Annotated in this window: 13 protein-coding genes; 8 read left to right on the top strand and 5 right to left on the bottom strand. The window is 61.1% G+C overall.

The window, feature by feature from the left end; translation table 11 throughout:
• The first annotated feature begins 13 nt into the window (after positions 1-13).
• The 4 genes from LAT62_RS07195 to LAT62_RS07180 are packed head-to-tail and all read left to right on the top strand — an operon-like array spanning position 14 to position 9,090.
• Positions 14-901: a CheR family methyltransferase gene (locus LAT62_RS07195; protein WP_293381181.1), complete on the top strand. Its 888-nt coding sequence runs from the start codon at positions 14-16 to the stop codon at positions 899-901.
• Between the two features lie 2 nt (positions 902-903).
• Positions 904-7,449 carry an Hpt domain-containing protein gene (locus LAT62_RS07190; protein ID WP_293381178.1) on the top strand — a complete coding sequence of 2,182 codons (6,546 nt, stop codon included), beginning with the start codon at positions 904-906 and terminating at the stop codon, positions 7,447-7,449.
• Complete coding sequence (locus LAT62_RS07185; RefSeq protein ID WP_293381175.1) at positions 7,439-8,557, top strand: chemotaxis protein CheB; 1,119 nt, start codon at positions 7,439-7,441, stop codon at positions 8,555-8,557. Before LAT62_RS07190 ends, LAT62_RS07185 begins: the two co-directional genes overlap by 11 nt.
• 2 nt (positions 8,558-8,559) lie before the next feature.
• Entirely contained in the window at positions 8,560-9,090 is a 531-nt protein-coding gene (locus tag LAT62_RS07180) for a hypothetical protein (RefSeq protein WP_293381172.1), read from the top strand.
• Here LAT62_RS07180 and LAT62_RS07175 read toward each other — a convergent pair.
• Positions 9,084-9,809, bottom strand: a complete 726-nt coding sequence (locus tag LAT62_RS07175; RefSeq protein WP_293381169.1) for a 16S rRNA (uracil(1498)-N(3))-methyltransferase — start codon at positions 9,807-9,809, stop codon at positions 9,084-9,086. The two genes, LAT62_RS07180 and LAT62_RS07175, sit on opposite strands and share 7 nt — an antisense overlap.
• 42 nt (positions 9,810-9,851) lie before the next feature.
• On the opposite strand from LAT62_RS07175, the gene LAT62_RS07170 reads away from it, so the two are divergent.
• From LAT62_RS07170 to LAT62_RS07160, 3 genes are all read left to right on the top strand, one after another.
• Complete coding sequence (locus tag LAT62_RS07170; protein ID WP_293381166.1) at positions 9,852-10,115, top strand: MGMT family protein; 264 nt, start codon at positions 9,852-9,854, stop codon at positions 10,113-10,115.
• Positions 10,116-10,226: 111 nt separating this feature from the next.
• Positions 10,227-10,892 carry a hypothetical protein gene (locus tag LAT62_RS07165; protein ID WP_293381163.1) on the top strand — a complete coding sequence of 222 codons (666 nt, stop codon included), beginning with the start codon at positions 10,227-10,229 and terminating at the stop codon, positions 10,890-10,892.
• 36 nt (positions 10,893-10,928) lie between these two features.
• Positions 10,929-13,574, top strand: coding sequence for a LuxR C-terminal-related transcriptional regulator (locus LAT62_RS07160; RefSeq protein WP_293381160.1), 2,646 nt, complete (start codon positions 10,929-10,931; stop codon positions 13,572-13,574).
• A gap of 26 nt (positions 13,575-13,600) precedes the next feature.
• Here LAT62_RS07160 and glmS read toward each other — a convergent pair whose 3' ends face one another.
• From glmS to glmU, 4 genes are all read right to left on the bottom strand, one after another.
• The gene (gene glmS / locus LAT62_RS07155; RefSeq protein ID WP_293381157.1) at positions 13,601-15,421 is read right to left on the bottom strand and encodes a glutamine--fructose-6-phosphate transaminase (isomerizing); all 1,821 of its coding nucleotides are present in this window, start codon (positions 15,419-15,421) and stop codon (positions 13,601-13,603) included.
• Positions 15,422-15,451: 30 nt separating this feature from the next.
• Entirely contained in the window at positions 15,452-16,225 is a 774-nt protein-coding gene (locus tag LAT62_RS07150; protein ID WP_293381154.1) for a DeoR/GlpR family DNA-binding transcription regulator, read from the bottom strand.
• Positions 16,226-16,311: 86 nt separating this feature from the next.
• Positions 16,312-16,977 (bottom strand): HAD family phosphatase, encoded by a 666-nt coding sequence (locus LAT62_RS07145; RefSeq protein ID WP_293381151.1) that lies wholly within the window; start codon positions 16,975-16,977, stop codon positions 16,312-16,314.
• Positions 16,978-17,008: 31 nt separating this feature from the next.
• Positions 17,009-18,388, bottom strand: a complete 1,380-nt coding sequence (gene glmU, locus LAT62_RS07140) for a bifunctional UDP-N-acetylglucosamine diphosphorylase/glucosamine-1-phosphate N-acetyltransferase GlmU (protein ID WP_293381148.1) — start codon at positions 18,386-18,388, stop codon at positions 17,009-17,011.
• Between the two features lie 151 nt (positions 18,389-18,539).
• Here glmU and LAT62_RS07135 point away from each other — a divergent pair, with 151 nt between their 5' ends.
• Positions 18,540-19,418 (top strand): bile acid:sodium symporter family protein, encoded by an 879-nt coding sequence (locus LAT62_RS07135; protein WP_293381145.1) that lies wholly within the window; start codon positions 18,540-18,542, stop codon positions 19,416-19,418.
• The last annotated feature ends 318 nt before the right edge of the window (positions 19,419-19,736 follow it).

Here is a 19,736-nt window from a genome sequence, read left to right as displayed (position 1 = left end):
GCGGATCGCGCCTATGATGGGGGTAGCTGCAATCGAACCACATACCGGCTGGTCTTTCAGCAACGCGTTCGATGATGATCAGTTCGATCAGTGGCAGAAACTGCTCGAAGCAAGGACGGGTATGCGCTTTACCCGGGCCCAGCGATCACTGCTTCAAACCCGCTTGGGCCAGCGCATGGCAGAGGCGGGCTATGAGGATTATCAGGCCTACTACGAACACGTGACTGCCGGTGGTATGCCGGCAGCGTCGGAATGGCAGGCACTGATCGACTACCTGACCGTACAGGAGACCCGCTTCTTCCGTGACCCGATGGCGATGGAGCTGGTGGGCGAACATCTGCATGCCCGCTGGCAGCGCAATACCGGCCCTGTTCAGCTCTGGTCTGTGGGTTGTGCCACCGGCGAAGAGGCCTACAGCCTCGCCATGGTGGCGGCGGAGATGAACCGCAAGGCAAAGACGCCGCGCCCCTACGCAATCACCGGGTCAGACATCAGTGCGCCCGCCATCCACAAGGCACGTCTGGGTCGCTACCATCGTCGCAAGCTGGAGCCGGTGCCGGTCAGCCTGCAGCAGCGCTATTTCGACTGGCGCGGCGAAGAGGCCACGGTGCGCCGGGAGTTGGCCGAACATCTTTGCTTCACGCGCCTCAACGTGCTGGACCTGGAAGACGCACCGATGACCGGCATGGACGTCATTTTTTGCCAGAACCTGCTGATCTATTTTCGCCGCTGGCGGAGAAGGGATCTGGTCAACGAGCTGGTAAGCCGCCTGAAACCGGGTGGCATGCTGGTGTTGGGGCCCGGCGAACTCGCCGGCTACGATCATCCCGACCTGGTGCCGATAAGCAGCCGAAACAATCTGGCCTGGCTGCGCAAATACAGAACGGAGCATAGGGAGTAATCATGGGCAAACGCCAGGATTTTGCAGCTCTGGACTGGGTGACGTCTGAACTGACAGAGACGCTCGCGCAGGCCCAGCATGCGATTGCTGCCTATGAAGAGGACAACAGCGACCTCACTCGACTGCAATTCAGCCTGACCTACCTGCATCAGGTTCGCGGCACGCTGGAAATGGTCGAAGTCTACGGTGCCGCGCTGCTGGCTCGTGAACTCGAGCATCTGGCGCAGTTTCTGGTCAACAATCCGAAACGCGCTGATGGAGAAAATCTGTCGCTGCTGTTGCAAGGCATATTGCAGCTCCCGGCCTATCTTGAGCGGTTGCAGCAGGGCAGTGCCGACCACCCGGCCATCATGGCGCCCTTGATCAATGACATACGGGCAGCAAGAGAACTGGGCCCGGTAGACGAGTCTCAACTGTTTTCTCCGGACCTGACCAGCGAAGAAAGTACTCTGGCAGTGCCCGTCGATCCGAACAGTCTCACCCCGGACGCTCGCGAGCACCTGCGCAAGCTGCGTCAGCTTTTCCAGTTCTCTCTGCTGGGGCTGCTGCACGGTAAGGACATAGAGCAGAACCAGCAATACATGCACAAGGCTGCCAAGCGACTGGCAGAGCAACTGGGCGATACCGGCATCGGCTTTCTCTGGCATATTGCCGCGGCGCTGCTGGAAGCCCATCAGAAAGGTCTGTTACCCGACGATATCGATCTTCGCCCCGCCCTGTCGCGACTTGAACGGCAGCTTGGTCACCTGATACAGGCCACCAACGAAGGTCGCTCGCCCACCGTAGATGTCCGCCTGTTGCAGCAGTTGCTCTATTACATTGCCCGCGCCGACGCCCAGACCCGAGCCTTGGCAGATCTGCAAAGCCGCTTCAGTCTGCAGGCTCTGCCCTCGGAAGAAGATGCCCGAGTGGTCAGCGGCCGTGAGGCTCTGCGTGGCCCGGATCGCAGCACCGTTGCCAATGTGTCTGCGGTGCTGGTGGAAGAGCTCACCGAGGTCAAAGACCAACTCGACATCTTTGTGCGCGATCGCAGCGCCAACCCGCAGCGCCTGTCCGAACTGCTGCAACCGCTGCGTCAGATCAGCGACACCATGTCCATGCTGCAGCTCGGTCAGGCCAAGCGGGTGCTGGATGAACAGATCAGCAGTCTCGAAACGCTCAGCCGGGAACCAACGGTAGAGCCCCAGTCGGTCATGGATGTGGCCGGTGGATTGCTCTATGTGGAATCTACGCTAACCGGACTGGACCAGGGCTACCGAGAACCTCAGGCCAGTGGTTCCAACGAGGTCAATGCCGCCCGTCGCGCGCTGATTTCCGAAGTGCGCAATGCCATCGAGTCTTGCAAGGAAGCCGTCGTCAGCTATATCGGTTCGCAATGGGATAGAGCACGACTGACGGAGACACCCGAATGGCTGCGCCAGATTGAAGCCAACCTGGCCATGATACCGCTCCCCGAGCCGGCCGCCGTGATTACGTCAGTGCGCCATTACATGCAGCGTGAACTGATCGACGGTGGCGAACGGCATCCGGACTGGACGCAAATGGACAAACTGGCAGACGCCCTGATGGGGGTCGATTATTTTCTTGAACGGCTGCCACGTGACCAGGACAAGGCCCCTGACGGCAGCATTCTTAAACGGGCGCGCGCCAGTCTGCGCGATCTGGGCTACCCGGTAGCCGAAGTCGACACCGACGAAATGCCCGAATCCGAAACAGCCGTCAAATCCTCGCTCGACGACTACTTCGAACACGTCAGTGAACTCGACGAAACCACCATTGACGCCGCCTGGAGCGATGCTGAAGGGAGCGACACAGCAGAAACAGACGAAACCGAGCTGGAGTTGGAGTTGGAGGCCGCCACGGAAGCGGACCCGGAACCCGCGGAGGAGCTGCCTGCAGCGCCGGTCGCCGAAGTGGAAGACGACGAAGATGATGACCTGATTGATGACGACATCCGGGCCATTTTCCTCGAGGAAGCCGGCGAAGTCCTGGAAGACATCCGTGACTGGTATCCGCGTTACAAGGCGGACCCGGAAAACAGTGAAGCACTCACCGAGTTCCGGCGCAGCTTCCACACGCTCAAAGGCAGCGGCCGGATGGTCAATGCCTCGGTGGTGGGCGAGCTGGCCTGGGCAGTCGAAAATATGCTCAACCGGCTGATCGACGGGTCGATTGCACGCAGTGACGCCCTGCTGCAGCTGCTGGATGACGTGATCGAACGCCTGCCCGACCTGATTGACGACTTTGCCCAAGGCCGCGCCTCCGATACCGCTCGTGTGGATGCACTGGCGGCACGTGCGGAAGCCTTGAGCCGTGGTGAACTGCCGCCGGAAGAAGACTCTCTGCCGATGGCAGAAAACGACGCGCCGACGAAGTCTGCCGAGCCCGAAGTTGAAGAAGTCCCGGAAATGGCAGAAGTCTCCGCCATCGATGACGACCTGGCGGAAGAAGAGGACGCTGGTGACGAGCGTCTGTACAGCATTTTTCAGCAGGAAATCCGGCTTCATCTGGAAGAAGTCAGAAGCTACCTCGAGCGCCACCGCCATGAACTGGAGGCGCCCGTAGAAGACGGCCTGCAGCGCGCGCTGCATACCATCAAGGGCAGTGCCCACATGGCCGGCATCACCGTGATGGCCGAAATGGTAGGCCCGGTTGAACACGTGGTTCGTGACCTGCAAACACTGCGCGAGCCGGTCGATGAGACCGTGATGGTGCTGTTGGAGGACGTTGCCGGACGGGTCGAGGATCAACTGAAGGCTCTGGACCAGCAGGAAACACCGGAGCCAGCGACCGACAACTTCTTCTCGCTGGTCAAGGACATCAACGCACGCCTGGCGGATATCAAGAGCACGGGCCAGGCAGAGCCGTCCAGCAACCTGATGTCCATCTTCCTCAATGAGGCCATGAACACGGTTCTCAATGCCGAGGACACCTTGCAGGAATGGCAGAAAAGCGGCCTGGAAGACAGCCGTTTGCGCCTGCTGCGGCGAGACCTGATTACCCTGGCCGATGCCGCCAGAGCCATCGAACTCCTGCCGCTCAGCTCACTGGCGAACCAGTTGATTCTGCTCTACGAGTTTCTTGAGCAGCATCCACCGGAAAGCAGCGATCATCCGGCATTTGACGGTCTTTATCGGGCCCACGAAGCCATCATCGACATGATGGATCGCCTTGCTGCCGGGCAGAGCGTGCAAGAGCAGACGGCACTGGAGACCGAGCTGGCTGAACTGGCCAATGCACCGCTGGCTGGCCCTTCGGAACTGCCGGTTGACGAAAATGACTATGCGCTATCCAATCTGACAGCACAACGCGGTCACATTGACGCGCCCGTTCCTGTCGAGCACGAGGCTGAACCGGTAGCTGCAGAAGACCAGCCCCCCTGGCCGGAAGTTACCGGCAAGGAACCCGGTAATGAACCGATTGCCAGCGAGATTGACGAGCCGGAGCCCACCGAAGCGGCTGCTTCCGAGTCGGTCTCGGCAAGTGAAGAAGCACCGCCGTGGGACACCGCAGACAACACCGCCAGTGCGAACGAATCCGCCACCACTGAGCCTGAAGCCAAGCTCGAGCCCAGGGCCGAGCCCGAGACCGAACCTCAAGCCGAGCCCGAAGCCGCTGCACCGGAATTGCCCGCTGCGCCGCCCGCAGTGGGCGAGTGGGTCGCGCTGCAGGACAGTGACCCGGAAGTGCTCGAAATATTCCTCGAGGAAGCCGACGAATTGCTGGCTTCCATCGGCGAAGAACTGGATACCTGGCAGAAAGAGCCCGCTGACCGCTCGCCCGTGACTGCACTGCAGCGCGACCTGCACACCCTGAAAGGGGGTGCCCGCATGGCCGAAGCAGCGGCTGTCGCCGACTTGGCACACGAACTCGAGTTCATCTATGAAGGCCTGGGTACCGGCCAGATGGCGGCGTCACAGGCCCTGTTGCAGGAAGTACAGCGCTCCCAGGACCAGTTGGCACAGATGGTTCAGGACCTGCACGAACGCCAGGGCTGTCACGAGGCTACCGAACAGATCCAGCGTTTGCAGGCGCTGCGCCGCGGCGAGGCACCGACCAAGGCCAGACAGGCCAGCCCGCAGAATGAAGCAGAGGCTCCCGAGAAAACCGCTCTGGACGCCGCAACCGACAGCGCCGATTTCTTCTCTCCTGTAGAGCTGGAAAACCTCGACCCCGATATCCTTGAAGTCTTCATGGATGAGGCCATCGAGCTGATCAATGAGCTGGACGAATCCATAACGGCCTGGCGTGACCGGCCGTCCAACGAGCTGGCAGCCGATGAAATGAAGCGGGTTCTGCATACGCTGAAAGGCGGCGCACGACTGGCCCGACTACCGTCACTGGGTACCCTGAGTCACGAGCTGGAAACCTATGTGATTCGGGCACAGCAGAACCGTGTGCCTCTGGACGATCAATTCTTTAGCCAGGTATTGAATCAGTATGATCTGCTCGCCACGGGTGTAGAGCAGTTGCAGGCTGTCATGGACAGTGGTGCGCCCAGCTCTGCCTCTTCAGGCGGCGCGCCGGAAGAGGCCGCAGAATCCAACGTGGTGCCCTTCCAGCGTCCGGAAGCACAGGACGAACAAAAAGGCGACGCCGGCGACAGCAGCCCGCCTGCAGGCGGTGGCGGCAATGCGGCACCGGCCAGGCGCACGCAGCCGCAGGAGACCGTCAAGGTCAGCGCCAATCTGCTCGAGAACCTGGTCAACCTGGCCGGTGAGAGCAGTATTTCCCGGGCGCGCCTTGAAGAGCAGGTCAACGATCTCGGCTTTACGCTGAATGATCTGGATACCACCATCGACCGGTTGCGGGAGAAGGTCCGCCAGCTCGATATAGAGACCGAAGCCCAGGTGCTGTTCCGGCAGGAGCGGGCCGAAGAAACCAACTACGAAGACTTTGACCCTCTGGAGATGGACCGCTACACGCAGATCCAGGAGCTGTCGCGCTCGCTGATGGAAACCTCCTCGGATCTGGTGGACCTGCGCAACACCCTGAGCAACAAGTCGCGTGATGCCGAGACGGTATTGCTGCAGCAGTCGCGTATCCACTCCGATCTGCAGGAAGGCCTGATGCAGACGCGCATGGTGCCCTTCGCCCGTCTGGTGCCCAGACTGCGACGCATAGTGCGCCAGGTCTGCAACGAACTGGACAAGCAGGCCCGCTTCGACATCGAAAATGCCGAAGGCGAGATGGACCGGAGCGTTCTTGAGCGCATGGTGTCACCGCTGGAGCACATGCTGCGCAACGCCGTGGACCATGGTATCGAGCCTGTTGCCGAGCGCGAAAAGGCCGGCAAGGCGGCTGAAGGCAGCATACGCCTGAACCTGCAGCGTGAAGGCGGAGACGTGGTGCTGCGCCTCAGTGATGACGGCAGCGGCATCAATGTCGACAACGTCAGGGCCAAGGCGATCGAGCGGGGTCTGATGACACGGGATGCCGACCTCAGTGACCACGAGATTCTGCAGTTCATATTGACCAGCGGCTTTTCGACCGCACAGCAGGTCACGCAGATTTCCGGTCGTGGTGTGGGCATGGACGTGGTGCACAACGAAGTGAAAGCCCTTGGCGGCACCATGGATATTGCCACCACTCCGGGTACAGGAACCACATTCACCGTGCGCCTGCCCTTCACGGTATCGGTCAACCGAGCCCTTATGGTCGGCTTTGGTGAAGATATCTATGCCATACCGCTGAACACCATCGACGGTGTGGCGCGCGTGCAACCGGCGCAGCTGGCCCAGTACCTGGACGACGAGAATGCCCGCTTTGCCTACGGCACCACCCAATACAAGGTGCGCTCACTGTCTGACATCATGGGATCAGGTCATGCTGTTCATGTCGACGAACTGACCGAACCGCAGCCCGTAATTCTGGTCAAGGCACTTGATCGCCAGGAACCTCTGGCCATGCATGTCGACCGCCTGATGGGCTCGCGCGAGGTGGTGGTAAAAACGCTGGGGCCGCAGTTCGCCGCTGTGCCCTCTGTATCCGGTGCCACGATTCTGGGTGATGGTAGCGTGGTGGTCATACTTGACCTGCCGGCCCTGCTGCGCAGTGAGGTCACCACCCACAGTCTGGAGGAAGCACCCGAACCCGCCGAAGACGAAGTGCTGGCCTTGCCGGACAGTCCGGAGCCGGTGGCTCCAGTCAGAGCGCAACGTGATGAAAACCAGCCACTGACCGTGATGGTGGTGGATGATTCGGTGACCGTGCGCAAGGTTACCGGGCGTCTGCTGGAGCGCCAGGGGATGAAGGTCGTCACCGCCAAAGACGGTATGGATGCCATTACCCAGTTGCAGGATTTCGAGCCGGACATCATTCTGCTCGACATTGAAATGCCGCGGATGGATGGGTTCGAGGTTGCCAACCGCGTGCGCCATACCGAGCGACTCAGCCAGATTCCGATCATCATGATCACCTCGCGGACCGGCGAAAAGCACAAGGAACGGGCTTTCGAGATCGGGGTCAATGATTACATGGGCAAACCGTTCCAGGAAGGCCCCCTGCTGGAAGCCATTGGGCGGTTGGTTGAGCCTGATGAGCAGTGATCACTCCGGCAAGGCACAGGCCGTCGCCATCGTGGCCGACGACCTGCTGCAACAGCAACGGTTGCGCAACCTGCTGACGGAAGCCGGCTATGATGTGGTGGTCAGTACAGCACCGGAGCGCTTGAACCCGGCGCTGGTCAGCAGCAGTACCATAGGGCTCTGGCTGGTCGATGCAGACCTGGAGCACTGCCCGGAGCGCGTACGGGACGCCCTGTATGACGCACGGGATTGCCGGGTGCTGTTCGATGAAGCGCCGGACTGCGACCGTCAGGACATGGCCTACCGGCTGTGGGAAAAGCGGCTGCTCACCTCTGTGCACCGGGCTCTGGACAACCAACCGGAGCAGACCGAACAGGCCGCGGAAGACGTGGCCCGCGAAACTCCGGAAGATCTGCAGCGCCTGCCCGCCACCGGGCCGAGCGCTCTGCACCTGCCCAAGGCCCTTGAAAACTGGCCGGAAGACCAGCCGCGGCCCCTGTGGATTCTGGCCGCGTCGCTGGGCGGGCCTTCGGCGGTGAAAGACTTTCTGGATCGATTGCCAGAGGGTTTGCCCTGTCGTTTTATCTATGCCCAGCACATAGATGGGCATTTCGAAGAACAGCTTGAGCGCAGCCTTGGCCGCCATTGTGCCTTGCCCGTGCAGCGACTGCGCTCCGGCAGCATGCTGCCCCCGGGGGTTGTCCACATAGCCCCGGTCGCCAACAGCATTCGAATTGCCCCGGGTGGCCGGGTGCAACACAATGAATATGGCTGGCGAGGGCCATTCAGCCCCTGCCTTGACGAACTGATGCAGACCATGGCACTGAGCTATGAAGGCCCGGTGAATGCGATAGTCTTCAGCGGAATGGGGGGCGACGCCCTGATCGGCGCCAGCACCCTGCAGGAAGCGGGCGGACAGGTCTGGATCCAGAGCCCGGAGTCCTGTATCCAGCCGGCCATGCCGGCAGCGATCCGTGAAGCGGGGCTGCACTCGGGCCAGGGTGACACGGCGGCGCTGGCACAAAGCCTCCTGCATCTGCTGCAACAACAACTCAAGGGTGAACAGGCCGAGGCGCCGGAAGCGACTGCGACCTCGGTGCCAGCCATTGCGCAAAGTGAGCGGAGATGACCATGACCGAGAAGCTGAGTTTCCGCGGCGAACGTCGCGCCGATGAAATAACCGCACTTTTGCTGCCCTTGCAACGTGGCCTGCAACTGCTCATTCCCAACGTCACCATGGCGGAGCTTGCACCCACTGACACCCCGACCGATGACGGCGCGGTCGAGCAACAGCCCGAGTGGCTGGGTGGCCAGGTGCTGTGGCGTGGCAGTGGTGTGCCATTGGTTCGGTGGGAAGCACTGGCCGGTCATATGCTGCAGGAAGACTCGGATGAACGCCGCTATGCGGTCATCAACCGACTGTACGATACGCTGCAGACGCCTTTCTATGCCATCATGGTGCAGGGCATCCCGCGCATGCTGCACGTTGCCCCGGATACTCTGAACGCTGCAGTGGCCGGCCATGTGTCTGGAGAGATAGCCGATGCGGCGTCAGAGCCGGCACCGGGTACATTGTTTACCGTCGACACGGAACTGGGGCGCGCCGTTATTCCGGATGTGGCCTGGCTGGAAAAACAACTCGCCAAGGCGCTGCGTCAGTAGTCACCCCAGAGTGTCTGCACGGCTGACAAAAGCGCCACGGGTGCGGTTTCCGTGCGCAGTACCCTGGGGCCCAGAGCCGCCGGCGTGAAGCCTGCCTTGATCGCCAACCCGAGGTCTTCCTCCGACAGCCCGCCCTCCGGCCCGATCAAGGCAGTGACCGACAGCGGCGCCGGCATGTCACGCAGTGACAAACCTTCTTCCGGGTGCAGTACCAGGCGCAGGTCAGTCAACGGCACCTGCGCCAACCAGTCCGTCAGGGCCTGCGGGGCATGGACCGGCGGCACTCTGGCCCTGCCACACTGCTCGGCCGCGCTGACCGCAATCTGCTGCCAACGCTGTTGCTTCTTTTCTGCCCGCTCGCCCTTGAGGCGCAGTTCCGAGCGTTCGGTGGCCAGAGGCATGATGGCCACGGCACCCAGTTCGGTGGCCTTCTGTATGGCATATTCCATGCGATCACCCAGCGACATGCCGATGCCCAGGCTTACGCTGATCGGGCTTTCGTTGTCTACCTCTCGGTTCGACTCAATGGTTACCAATGCATGCTTCTTGCCCTGCAGTGTCAGCGTCCCCGCATAGTCGCAACCGTCGCCGTTGAACAACACCACAGACGCCCCGCTCTGCAGGCGCAGGGCACGGATATGCTGCACCGTCTCGGCAGACAGCTCGACATCTGCTCCGACCGTCAGCGGCTGGGCTTCATGAAACCGGTGATTGGACATACACTGACAACATTCGACTCAAGGCAAAAGACTGCACGTATTATGGCCGAACCAGACTGGCGCGAACACCTCTACACCCTGGTGGCCGCCATACCACCTGGAACCACCACCAGCTATGGTGCGCTGGCCCGGCAGATCAGCGGTGCCAGCGCACGCTCTGTGGCGCGGGCCCTGAGCCAGTTGCCCGAGGGTAGCCGACTCCCCTGGCACCGGGTCATCCGCTCGGACGGCCGCATCGCCGATCATCCGGGGCGGGCAGAGCAGACAGAACGGCTCAAGGCAGAAGGCGTCTTCATTCGATCGTAATGGGTGCCCTTGAGGAGAAAAACCCTACTGCAAAACCCTACTTTGGTATCTAAGCCGGGAAGTCCGCTTGTCATAACCTGTGCCGGGTCCACAACCTATTGGAGTCGGCTTATGACACCCCTTTTCAGAGTTCCGCTTTTCGCACTGGCCTTTGGCATCATCCTGGTTCAGGAGAGCACAGCCAATGAGTTTGAATTATCGGCGTTTGGTACCTTGACCGAGCTATCGGTTCGCGCCGAAGACGAACGCAGACTGGCCAGCAATGTACTTTTTGTCGGCGCGGGCGTGGCGGCTATTGGAGGCATTGGCGCCCACATTGACGGCAGCTACCGGACGGCATCCCTGCTCTCGGTCACCAGTGCAGTGGCGCTGGGCGGCGGCGTGCTGGCACGCAGCTACGAAACGTCTACCGAACGGGCACTGAGCCGGGTGGAGACCATAGAAGACCCCGCAGAACGTGAACAGCGTTCGCGTGACGCCCTGTTTCAACTGGCCAGCGACCAACGCGGCAGTCGTCTCACCTCAGGCGTTCTGCACGCCGGACTGGCGTCCTACTACTTCTTTCTCGCCGATGGCGACAGCGATTCAGACACGCTGAACGGCGTGGTATCGCTTGCTGCCAGCGTAGCGCGATTCGCCATTCCCGGCCCGGCAGAACGAGCCGTTAAGCGGCTGCAGCAAGACAACCGGGACCAGGCAATGCTGGACAATCTGGACTGGCAACTGGGCATTGCCGAGAGTGGCAGCCCCATGCTGGCGCTGGGCATCAGGTTCTAGGGCCAAGAATTCACTACCCTGCCAGGTGCTGCTTTGTTGTACTATCAGGCAATGCCCACACCGATACTTGCCACCAAACTGTATGCTCCCCCGGCGAAGGCGATGGTGATCCGTCGCCCTCGCCTGCTGGACCGCATTCGCGCCGGGCGTGAAGGCAAGCTGACCCTGATGTCCGCCCCTGCAGGGTTTGGCAAAACCACGCTGGTCAGCAGTTGGCTGGCCGACCAGGGTCAGGCGGTGGCGTGGCTCTCCCTGGATGATAACGATAAAGACCCCTACCGGCTGCTGGTGTATCTGATTGCGGCCGTACAGACGGTGCGGCCCCGGTTTGGTGAGCGCTTGATGTCGGCCCTGCAGGGGCCGCAGCCGCCGCCCCTCGATGTTGTGGCCACCGAATTGATCAACGCGTTGCACGGTCTGGAAAGCCCCATCACTCTGGTGCTGGATGACTTGCACAGCGCCCAGTCCGAAGCCACGAATCCGCTGCTCACAACCCTGGTTGAGTACCTGCCCGACACGGTGCGCCTGGTCATTACGACCCGAGAAGAGCCCAAGCTGGCACTGGCCAGGTTGAGAGCGAAAGGCGATCTGACAGAATTCAGAACGGCTGACCTGCGTTTCAACACCGAAGAAATTACTCTTTTCCTGAACCAGATGATGCGATTGAACATACCGACCCAGGGAATAGCAGCGCTGGAAAAAAGCACTGAAGGCTGGATTGCCGGGTTGCAGCTCGCAGCCTTGTCGCTGCAGGGTCAGGTCGATCTCGACGAGCTGCTGGCCCAGATCGAGCATGGGCATCAGTTCATTATTGAATATCTGCTGGAAGACGTGCTGCTGAAGCAACCCGCTTCCATTCAGAATTTTCTGCTCTGCACTGCGGTCCTGAAGCGTTTCTGCGCACCCCTGTGCGATGCGGTTATGGACTCGGGTGACGATGCTCACCGGGGCAAGTCCAGCCAGGAAACCCTGGACTTCATTGAGCGCGCCAACCTGTTCATTGTTCCTCTGGACGCCGAGCGACAGTGGTTCAGATACCATCACCTGTTTGCCGACCTGTTGCGTAAACGCCTGCAGCAGCAGTCCCCCGAGAGTGTGCGTCAACGTCATGTTGCGGCCAGCCGCTGGTTTTCGCAGCAAGGACTGGAAGTGGAAGCGTTTGAACATGCTGCGGCCGCTGAAGACTACGAACTCGCACTGCAGATCATTGGCGGCGGCATCATGCCACTGCAGTTTCGTGGCGGCGTGTTCCCCATCATAGGCTGGCTCGAAACCTTGTCACCGGACGTCATGAATCGCCACCCAGACTTGTGGGTGAATTGGGGGTCTTCATTGCTGGTCCTCGGGCGTGTTGACGGGGTGGTGGAAAAGACCGACCACGCCGAGCGCGCACTGCAGCAACTGCCCCCGGACAGCGTCGACCCCGAGATACTGGGCCGTATCGCGTCCATCAGAGCTTCTGTTGCCGTCACCCGGCACGATCACGACGCCATACTGATCCAGGCCAACATTGCCCTGAAGCACCTGAAACCCGACAACCTGGCGGTACGCGCCTCTGTCACCTGGGCCTCCGGTTATGCGCATTCGTTACGCCGCGAGCCTGACCTTGCAGAACAGGCTTATTCGGAAAGCCTTGCCGTCTGTGATCAAACCGGACACGTCATTATCGGCAACATGTGTCGCCTGGGTCTGGCCATGATCTGGCTGGACAACCTCAAGTTCCATCAGGTCGCCCATATCTGCCAGGAGGCCCTTGAACAGGCCGGCGACACCCCACCTCCGCCCCTTTGCGATGCGTTCCTGGCGTTGGGCATAGTGCACTATCATTGGAACGAATTGGAAAAAGCCCGGGAATACGCCAACCTGGCGCTGCCCATGGCACAGAAGATCCTTCATACCGACCGCGCCGCCTACTGTGAATTGTTCATGGCCCAGATAGCCCTGGCACAAGGTGACGTCCCGGCCGTCGATGAACGGCTGAAACGGCTCGAAAGGACTATTGTGCAAAATGGCTATGATTTGCAGCGCCCCTACCTGGCGAGCCTGCGCACGCGGCTGGCGCTGCAACAAAACAACCCGGTCCAGGCAGAGCACTGGGCCAAACTGCACCCGCAGACGCATTATCGCGTCGTGGTCTGTCTGGCCAGGGGAGATATCGCAGAAGCCCAGGCCCTGCTGGCCTCCGATACCGCGCCGCCTGTCACGCATGTGGACCGGCTGCTCCAACATCTGTCTCGGGCCCTGGTGAGTCACGCTGCCGGGGATGCGCCAGCGGCCTTGAACCATCTCGCGCCAGCCATAGAGCTGGTCGAACCCGAGAAAGCCTTGCGCGTGTTTCTGGACGAAGGCGCACCCATGGAAGCCCTGCTGAAAGCGGCTCAGAGTCAGCCAGGCACAGACCAGGTCGCCCCAGCTTTTGTGCAAACCCTGTTGACTCTGTTCAGCCAGCCCAGGGTGCCTGAATCGAAAACCAACCAGCCGGCGCTTGCCGAGCCCATCAGCAAGCGCGAACTGGAAGTGCTGCGCCTGGTCTCCGAAGGGTTGTCGAATCAGGAAATCAGCGAACGGCTGCACCGAGCCCTGAGCACCATCAAGGGCCACAACAAATCCATCTATGAAAAACTCAATGTGCAGCGCCGCACCGAGGCGATCGCCAGGGCGCGCGAACTTGGCTTGCTATAAAACAAAAGCGGGACTCAAGTACACCTTCACTCCACAGTAACGGACTTGGCCAGATTGCGCGGCTGGTCCACATCCGTGCCCTTGATCAGGGCCACATAGTAGGACAGCAACTGCAACGGAATGGTGTAGACAATGGGCGCCAGCAGATTGCACACATGGGGTACCGGAATCACGCTGATGCCGGGTTCCGAGACCACACCAGCATCGGCATCGGCAAAAACATAGAGCTGCCCGCCGCGGGTGCGCACTTCTTCCATGTTGGATTTCAGTTTTTCCAGCAGCTCGTTGTTGGGGGCGACCACGATGGTGGGCATGTCTTCGTCGATCAGCGCCAGCGGGCCATGCTTGAGTTCCCCGGCGGCATAGGCTTCCGCATGGATATAGGAGATCTCCTTGAGCTTGAGTGCCCCCTCCATGGCGATGGGGTACTGACTGCCCCGCCCCAGAAACAGCGCATGCTGTTTGTGTGCAAAGTCTTCCGCCAGCTTTTCGATGTCGGGCGCCAGCAGCAGCGCCTGCTCGACCTGGCCGGGCAGTTCGCGCAACGCCAGAGCTATGTCAGTGATGTCCAGGCCGCGCTGCTTGCCGATGCTCAGCGCCAGCAGTAGCAGGCCGACCAGTTGCACGGTAAAGGCCTTGGTAGAGGCGACGCCGATCTCGGCGCCGGCGCGCATCATATAGGCCAGATCGCTTTCCCGTACCAATGACGAGCCGGGCGAGTTGCAGATGGTCAGTGAAGACATGTAGCCCAGATCCTTGGCCAGGCGCAGGGCCGCCAGGGTGTCGGCCGTCTCGCCGGACTGGGATATGGTCACCAGCAAACTGTCGGGCAGCACCACGGATTTGCGATAGCGGAACTCGGAGGCGATCTCGACCTGACAGGGAATACCGACCACCTCTTCGAACCAGTAACGCGCCACCATGCCGGCATGATAGGAGGTGCCACAGGCAATGATCTGCACGGCCTTCACCTGCGACAATATGTCCAGACTGTGCGCGCCGAAGGCCTCGGCCACCACGGTATCACCCTGCAGTCGGCCTTCCAGGGTTTGCCGCAGTGCATAGGGCTGTTCATGAATCTCTTTCAGCATGAAGTGGCGGTAGGGGCCCTTGTCGCCGGCATCATGCTGCAGGTTGCTTTCCTGTATCGAGCGCTCCACCGGCTGGTCGTCGGCATCCATGATGCGCACACCGGTGCGCGTCACCTCGGCCACATCGCCCTCTTCCAGATACTGGAACTGGCGGGTGACCGGCAACAGCGCCAGTTGATCGGAGGCCACGAAGTTTTCGCCGATGCCGTGCCCAATCACCAGTGGCGAGCCGGACCGTGCGACTACCAGAACGCTCGGATCCTCGGTATCCATGATGGCCGTGCCATAGGCGCCATGCAGGTGCTTGCGTGCCGCCATAACGGTTTCCAGCAGGCTGTCATGCTGGCCTCTCAGGTCGGCGACCAGATGAGCGATGACCTCGGTATCGGTCTGCGAGGCAAAGGCATAACCCTTGGCCTTCAACTGGTCGCGCAGCACCTGGTAGTTCTCGATGATGCCGTTGTGCACCACGGCAATGCGCCCACTGAAATGCGGGTGTGCATTGTCTTCTGTCGGGGTGCCATGGGTGGCCCAGCGCGTGTGGGCAATGCCGGTGCCGCCGGGCAGCGCGGTCTCTTCAAGCGCATTGCCCAGCTCACTGACCTTGCCGACACGCCGGTGACTGGCGCACTGACCGGGGGCACTGACAACAGCCATGCCGGCACTGTCGTACCCGCGGTACTCCAGGCGCCGCAATCCTTCCTGCAGAATCTTCGCCACATCCCTTTGCGCTACAGCGCCTACAATACCGCACATAATGCTCTCTCCTGTTGATGGTCGGTCAGATCAGCCGGCTCGGATGACCTGTACATTCTGTTGTTGCAGTGCCTGCACGGCACTGTCCGGACAGTCACTGTCCGTGACCAGTGTGGTAACGATGGACCAGGGCAGTTCCAGATTATGGATGCGCCGGCCCAGCTTGTCGGACTCGGCCATCACCACCACTTCGCGGGCTACCTCCGCCATCACGCGACTCAGTGAATAGAGCTCATTGAAGGTGGTGGTGCCGCGTTGCAGATCCAGGCCGTCCGCGCCGATAAACAACTGATCGAAATTGAAGGCGCGCAGCACCTGTTCGGCCAGTTGCCCCTGAAAGCTCTCCGACCGGGCATCCCAGGTGCCCCCGGTCATCAGCAGGGTGGGTTCGTTCTCCAGTTCCCGCAGGGCATTGGCGACGTCCAGGGCATTGGTCATGACCACCAGCCCCTGGCGCCTCGACAGTTCGGGCAACAACGCCGCTGTGGTGGAGCCGCTGTCGATGATGAGCCGGTTATGGTCCTGAATCAGCTCCGCCGCGGCTTGGGCCAGTGATTTCTTTCGTTTCGTAAGTTCTGCAGTCGCCTGGGCTTCCGGTTCGGCCACGAATTCACCCGGCATGGGTACGGCACCGCCATAACGACGCAGCAACAGGCCGCTCTGCTCGAGTTCGGCCAGATCCTTGCGGATAGTCACTTCAGAGGTGTCAAACCGGTGCGCGAGCGCGTCCACACTGACTTCGCCCTGCGCATTCAGCAGTTCGATGATGGCCCGTCGCCGTTGTTGGGTGTGCCGTTTGGCCATGAAAAAGAAACACTTTAATTACGAAACGAAAGCTATTCTATCGAAACGAAACTATTGTGCAAGCCCACCATGACCAATGGATGCGCTCAGAGGTGGGCTGGAAAGTCCCGCCAGTGGGTCAGCGTCTGCTGAACCGCCAGGGTTTTCAGGACTGGCGCGGGCACCAGCGGCTGGTAGGCCCAGACCACCGCACCCGCCTGGCTGGCTGCGGTCAGGCCGGGGAGGCTGTCTTCCAGCACCAGGCAGCGTCTGATATCCACCTGCAGCCGCTCCGCCGCCTGCCGATAGATCGCCGGGTCAGGCTTGGCAACGCCCATGGTTTCCGAATCAAAACGCCGAGGTACCGGAAAAAAGTCCTGCAGCCCGGACACTTCCAGCTTCAGCGCCAGTTCGGCACGGCGGGAATTGGTCACCACGGCAAATGGCAGCGCCAGATTGGCCAATACCGTTTCGATGCCTTCCATGGTGGTCAATTCTTCGCGCAGTGTGTGATTGAAGAAGTGCTCATTGTCCGCCATGAAAGAGTCCGGCAAGGGGCCGCCCAGCTCCGCCTCGACCATGGCCAGACATTCCGGCCAACTGTGCCCGGTAAAGGTCTCGGCGACCTGCTGCTCGGTGTAGTCCAGGCCCGCACGCTGCAGTGTCCGATGCATGGAGCGGGTGGCGATGGTTTCGGAATCGATCAATACGCCATCACAGTCGAACAGGACGGCGTCAATGTTCAGGGCAGCCGCGGTTACTTCTGAAGTCATGCAAGCTCTCTTGGTTTGCGCCACAGGGGCATCAGGGTTTCTTTTTTTCCGGTCGTCGCCAGTTGCGGATCGTGGTCTGGCGACTGCGCGACAGCGTCAACTGGTCCGCCGGAGCAGACTTGGTAATCACCGACCCGGCACCGATAAAGGCGCCATCCTCAATCTCGACGGGGGCCACCAGTGTGCTGTTGGAGCCGATAAACGCACCCGCGCCTATGTCGGTGTGGTACTTATTGGCGCCGTCGTAGTTGCAGGTAATCGTACCTGCACCCACATTGGCCCCGGCGCCGACTCGGGCGTCACCGATATAGGTCAGATGACTGACCTTGGCGCCGGCCTCCAGCGTGGCCTTTTTCACTTCCACGAAGTTGCCGACCTTGGCGCCCTTCTCGAGCCTGGCCTGCGGGCGCAGACGGGCGAAGGGGCCCACCTGGCACTGTTCACCCACCACAGCATTGTCGAGTACCGAATGGGATTCGATGACTGTACCGGCGCCCACTTCAACATCCCGCAAGACACAGTGCGGGCCGATATGCACCCCCGGACCGATACGTACGTTGTCCAGCACGGCATTGACGTCGATAAAGCAGTCCGGCCCGACCTGGACCTCGCGCCGCAGGTCGGTACGCTGCGGGTCAGCCAGCGTGACACCGGCCAGCATCAACTGCTCGGCCCGCTGTTGCTGGCAGCGCCGTTCCAGCGCCGCCAGTTGCACCCGGTTGTTGACGCCCATCGTCTCGCCGACATCCAGTGGCTGCACGGCCGTCACGGGCACCCCATCGGCCACGGCCAGGGCCACCAGATCGGTGAGGTAGTACTCCCCCTGGGCATTGTCATTGCTGAGGCGCGGCAGCCAGTCATGCAGTCGCTCGCCCGGCACCGCCACAAAGCCGGTATTGACCTCGCGAATGGCCTGCTGATCCGCCGACGCGTCCTTCTGCTCGACAATGCCGGTAATGGCATCTCCTGCACGCAGGATGCGGCCATAGCCGGTCGGATCGTACAGGGTGGCTGTGAGCAGCGTCAGAGCCTGCGCCTGTTCCTGTACCAGCAGCGGTTGCAGCGTGGCCGTCGTGATCAGCGGCACGTCGCCATACAACACCAGCACCCGCTCTTCCGGTTGAATATGCGGCAGCGCCTGCATTACGGCATGGCCGGTGCCCAGTTGCTCCGTCTGATGCACAAACTGCACATTCCCGGCGTGATCGGCCAGTTCTGCCTTCACCGTGTCTGCCCCATGGCCCACCACAACCGTGATGCGCTGACCCAGTTCGGCCCCGGTGCGCACCACATGGCGAATCATGGCCTCACCCGCGATCGGGTGACAGACCTTGGGCAGTTCGGACTTCATGCGCGAGCCCTGACCAGCGGCCAGAATGACAATGTGTACAGGTGTCGTCAGATCGGTCATGCCTTTCCCTTTGCGCGGCGGTTGCGAGGCTCCCTATTGTACGTGCTGGTGCTGACGCTGCCTATGGGCGGACAGCGTTTTACGAGTGTGTTAGCCTCCGTTTCGGAAAACAAGAAAACCTCTGGGAAACCACTGAAAAGGAAGCTCTACAATGGAAAGCTCTGTACTCTCGGCAGTCGTTTTGCCGCTGTCTCTGTTTGTGGTGATGGCCGGGATTGGCCTCAGCCTGCAACTGCGTGATTTCGCCAATGTGATCAAGTATCCGCGCACTGTCCTGACCGGTCTCGGCGGCCAGTTGATTCTGCTGCCGCTGCTTGCGCTGCTGCTGATCTGGATCTACCCCTTCGCCAGCCCGCTGGTCGCGGCAGGGTTCCTGATCATTGCGCTGGCTCCGGGCGGTGCCACATCCAACCTGTTTACCTTTCTCGCCAAGGGCGAAGTCGCGGCCAGTATCACCCTTACGGCCATTATCAGCCTGATCACACCGTTTTCAATTCCGCTGCTCGCGGCATGGTTCCTGAACGTGATCGATCCGGGCCAGATCGAGATTCCGCTGGGCGAGACCATTGTGCAACTGGTGGCCATCACCTTTGTGCCGGTCGCCCTGGGTATGGCTGTACGTCGCTGGGCGCCGAATGTGGCAGAGAGGCTGATGAAGCCGGTACAGATCTTCAGTCTGGCCACGCTGTTTATCATCATTGCGGGCATCGTGGCTCAGACCTGGGACATTTTTGTCGCCAATTTCTGGTCCATGGCGCCGATCACGACGCTGCTGGTGGCTCTGGCATTTGCCGGGGGTTATGGTCTGGCGCGCATCGCCAACGTGACGGAGGCCGGCCGACGCACGCTGTCGTTCGAGATTGGTCTGCAGAACGGCACCACGGCACTGCTGGTAACGGCGACCATTCTGGGTATTCCGGAAACCACGATCGCGCCGATGTTCTATTCGATCCTCATGTTCGTGTTTGCCGGTTTGGCGTTGCTGGTCTTCAAGCGCGCCGGTGAACCAGAAACCGCTGACGCAACCTGAGGTTGAGGGGGGGGGTGCCTCCTGTAGGAGCGCACCCCGTGCGCGATGCTCTGGCCTTGGGGGTTGGATTGTTCAGACCTGAGGAAAGCCACCTCTGTGGGGTACCCTGACCGCAGACACGCAAAAAACGTCGTCCATGACAGCTCGACTCCGCACATCCATGTGCGGAGACGGTCTGCGGCTCAGGGCACCGCCACGCGGCGGCAGCGCCACTAACGCCATCCGACTGGGGGCCTGCGGCCCCATCGCGCACGGGGCCGAAGCGTCGGACCGGCTCTCCTACGGTGGTTATGTTCCGTAGGAGGCCAGCCCCCTGGC

The organism is Natronospirillum sp. (assembly GCF_022565775.1).
Taxonomy (GTDB): domain Bacteria; phylum Pseudomonadota; class Gammaproteobacteria; order Pseudomonadales; family Natronospirillaceae; genus Natronospirillum.
This window is presented reverse-complemented; position numbering and strand designations above follow the sequence as displayed.

Excerpts from the sequence above, each read along its gene's own strand:
- LAT62_RS07195 (WP_293381181.1), top strand. The coding sequence starts at position 14 with ATGATGGGGGTAGCTGCAATCGAACCACATACCGGCTGGTCTTTCAGC.
- LAT62_RS07190 (WP_293381178.1), top strand. The coding sequence starts at position 904 with ATGGGCAAACGCCAGGATTTTGCAGCTCTGGACTGGGTGACGTCTGAA.
- LAT62_RS07185 (WP_293381175.1), top strand. The coding sequence starts at position 7,439 with ATGAGCAGTGATCACTCCGGCAAGGCACAGGCCGTCGCCATCGTGGCC.
- LAT62_RS07180 (WP_293381172.1), top strand. The coding sequence starts at position 8,560 with ATGACCGAGAAGCTGAGTTTCCGCGGCGAACGTCGCGCCGATGAAATA.
- LAT62_RS07175 (WP_293381169.1), bottom strand. The coding sequence starts at position 9,809 with ATGTCCAATCACCGGTTTCATGAAGCCCAGCCGCTGACGGTCGGAGCA.
- LAT62_RS07170 (WP_293381166.1), top strand. The coding sequence starts at position 9,852 with ATGGCCGAACCAGACTGGCGCGAACACCTCTACACCCTGGTGGCCGCC.
- LAT62_RS07165 (WP_293381163.1), top strand. The coding sequence starts at position 10,227 with ATGACACCCCTTTTCAGAGTTCCGCTTTTCGCACTGGCCTTTGGCATC.
- glmS (WP_293381157.1), bottom strand. The coding sequence starts at position 15,421 with ATGTGCGGTATTGTAGGCGCTGTAGCGCAAAGGGATGTGGCGAAGATT.
- LAT62_RS07150 (WP_293381154.1), bottom strand. The coding sequence starts at position 16,225 with ATGGCCAAACGGCACACCCAACAACGGCGACGGGCCATCATCGAACTG.
- LAT62_RS07145 (WP_293381151.1), bottom strand. The coding sequence starts at position 16,977 with ATGACTTCAGAAGTAACCGCGGCTGCCCTGAACATTGACGCCGTCCTG.
- glmU (WP_293381148.1), bottom strand. The coding sequence starts at position 18,388 with ATGACCGATCTGACGACACCTGTACACATTGTCATTCTGGCCGCTGGT.
- LAT62_RS07135 (WP_293381145.1), top strand. The coding sequence starts at position 18,540 with ATGGAAAGCTCTGTACTCTCGGCAGTCGTTTTGCCGCTGTCTCTGTTT.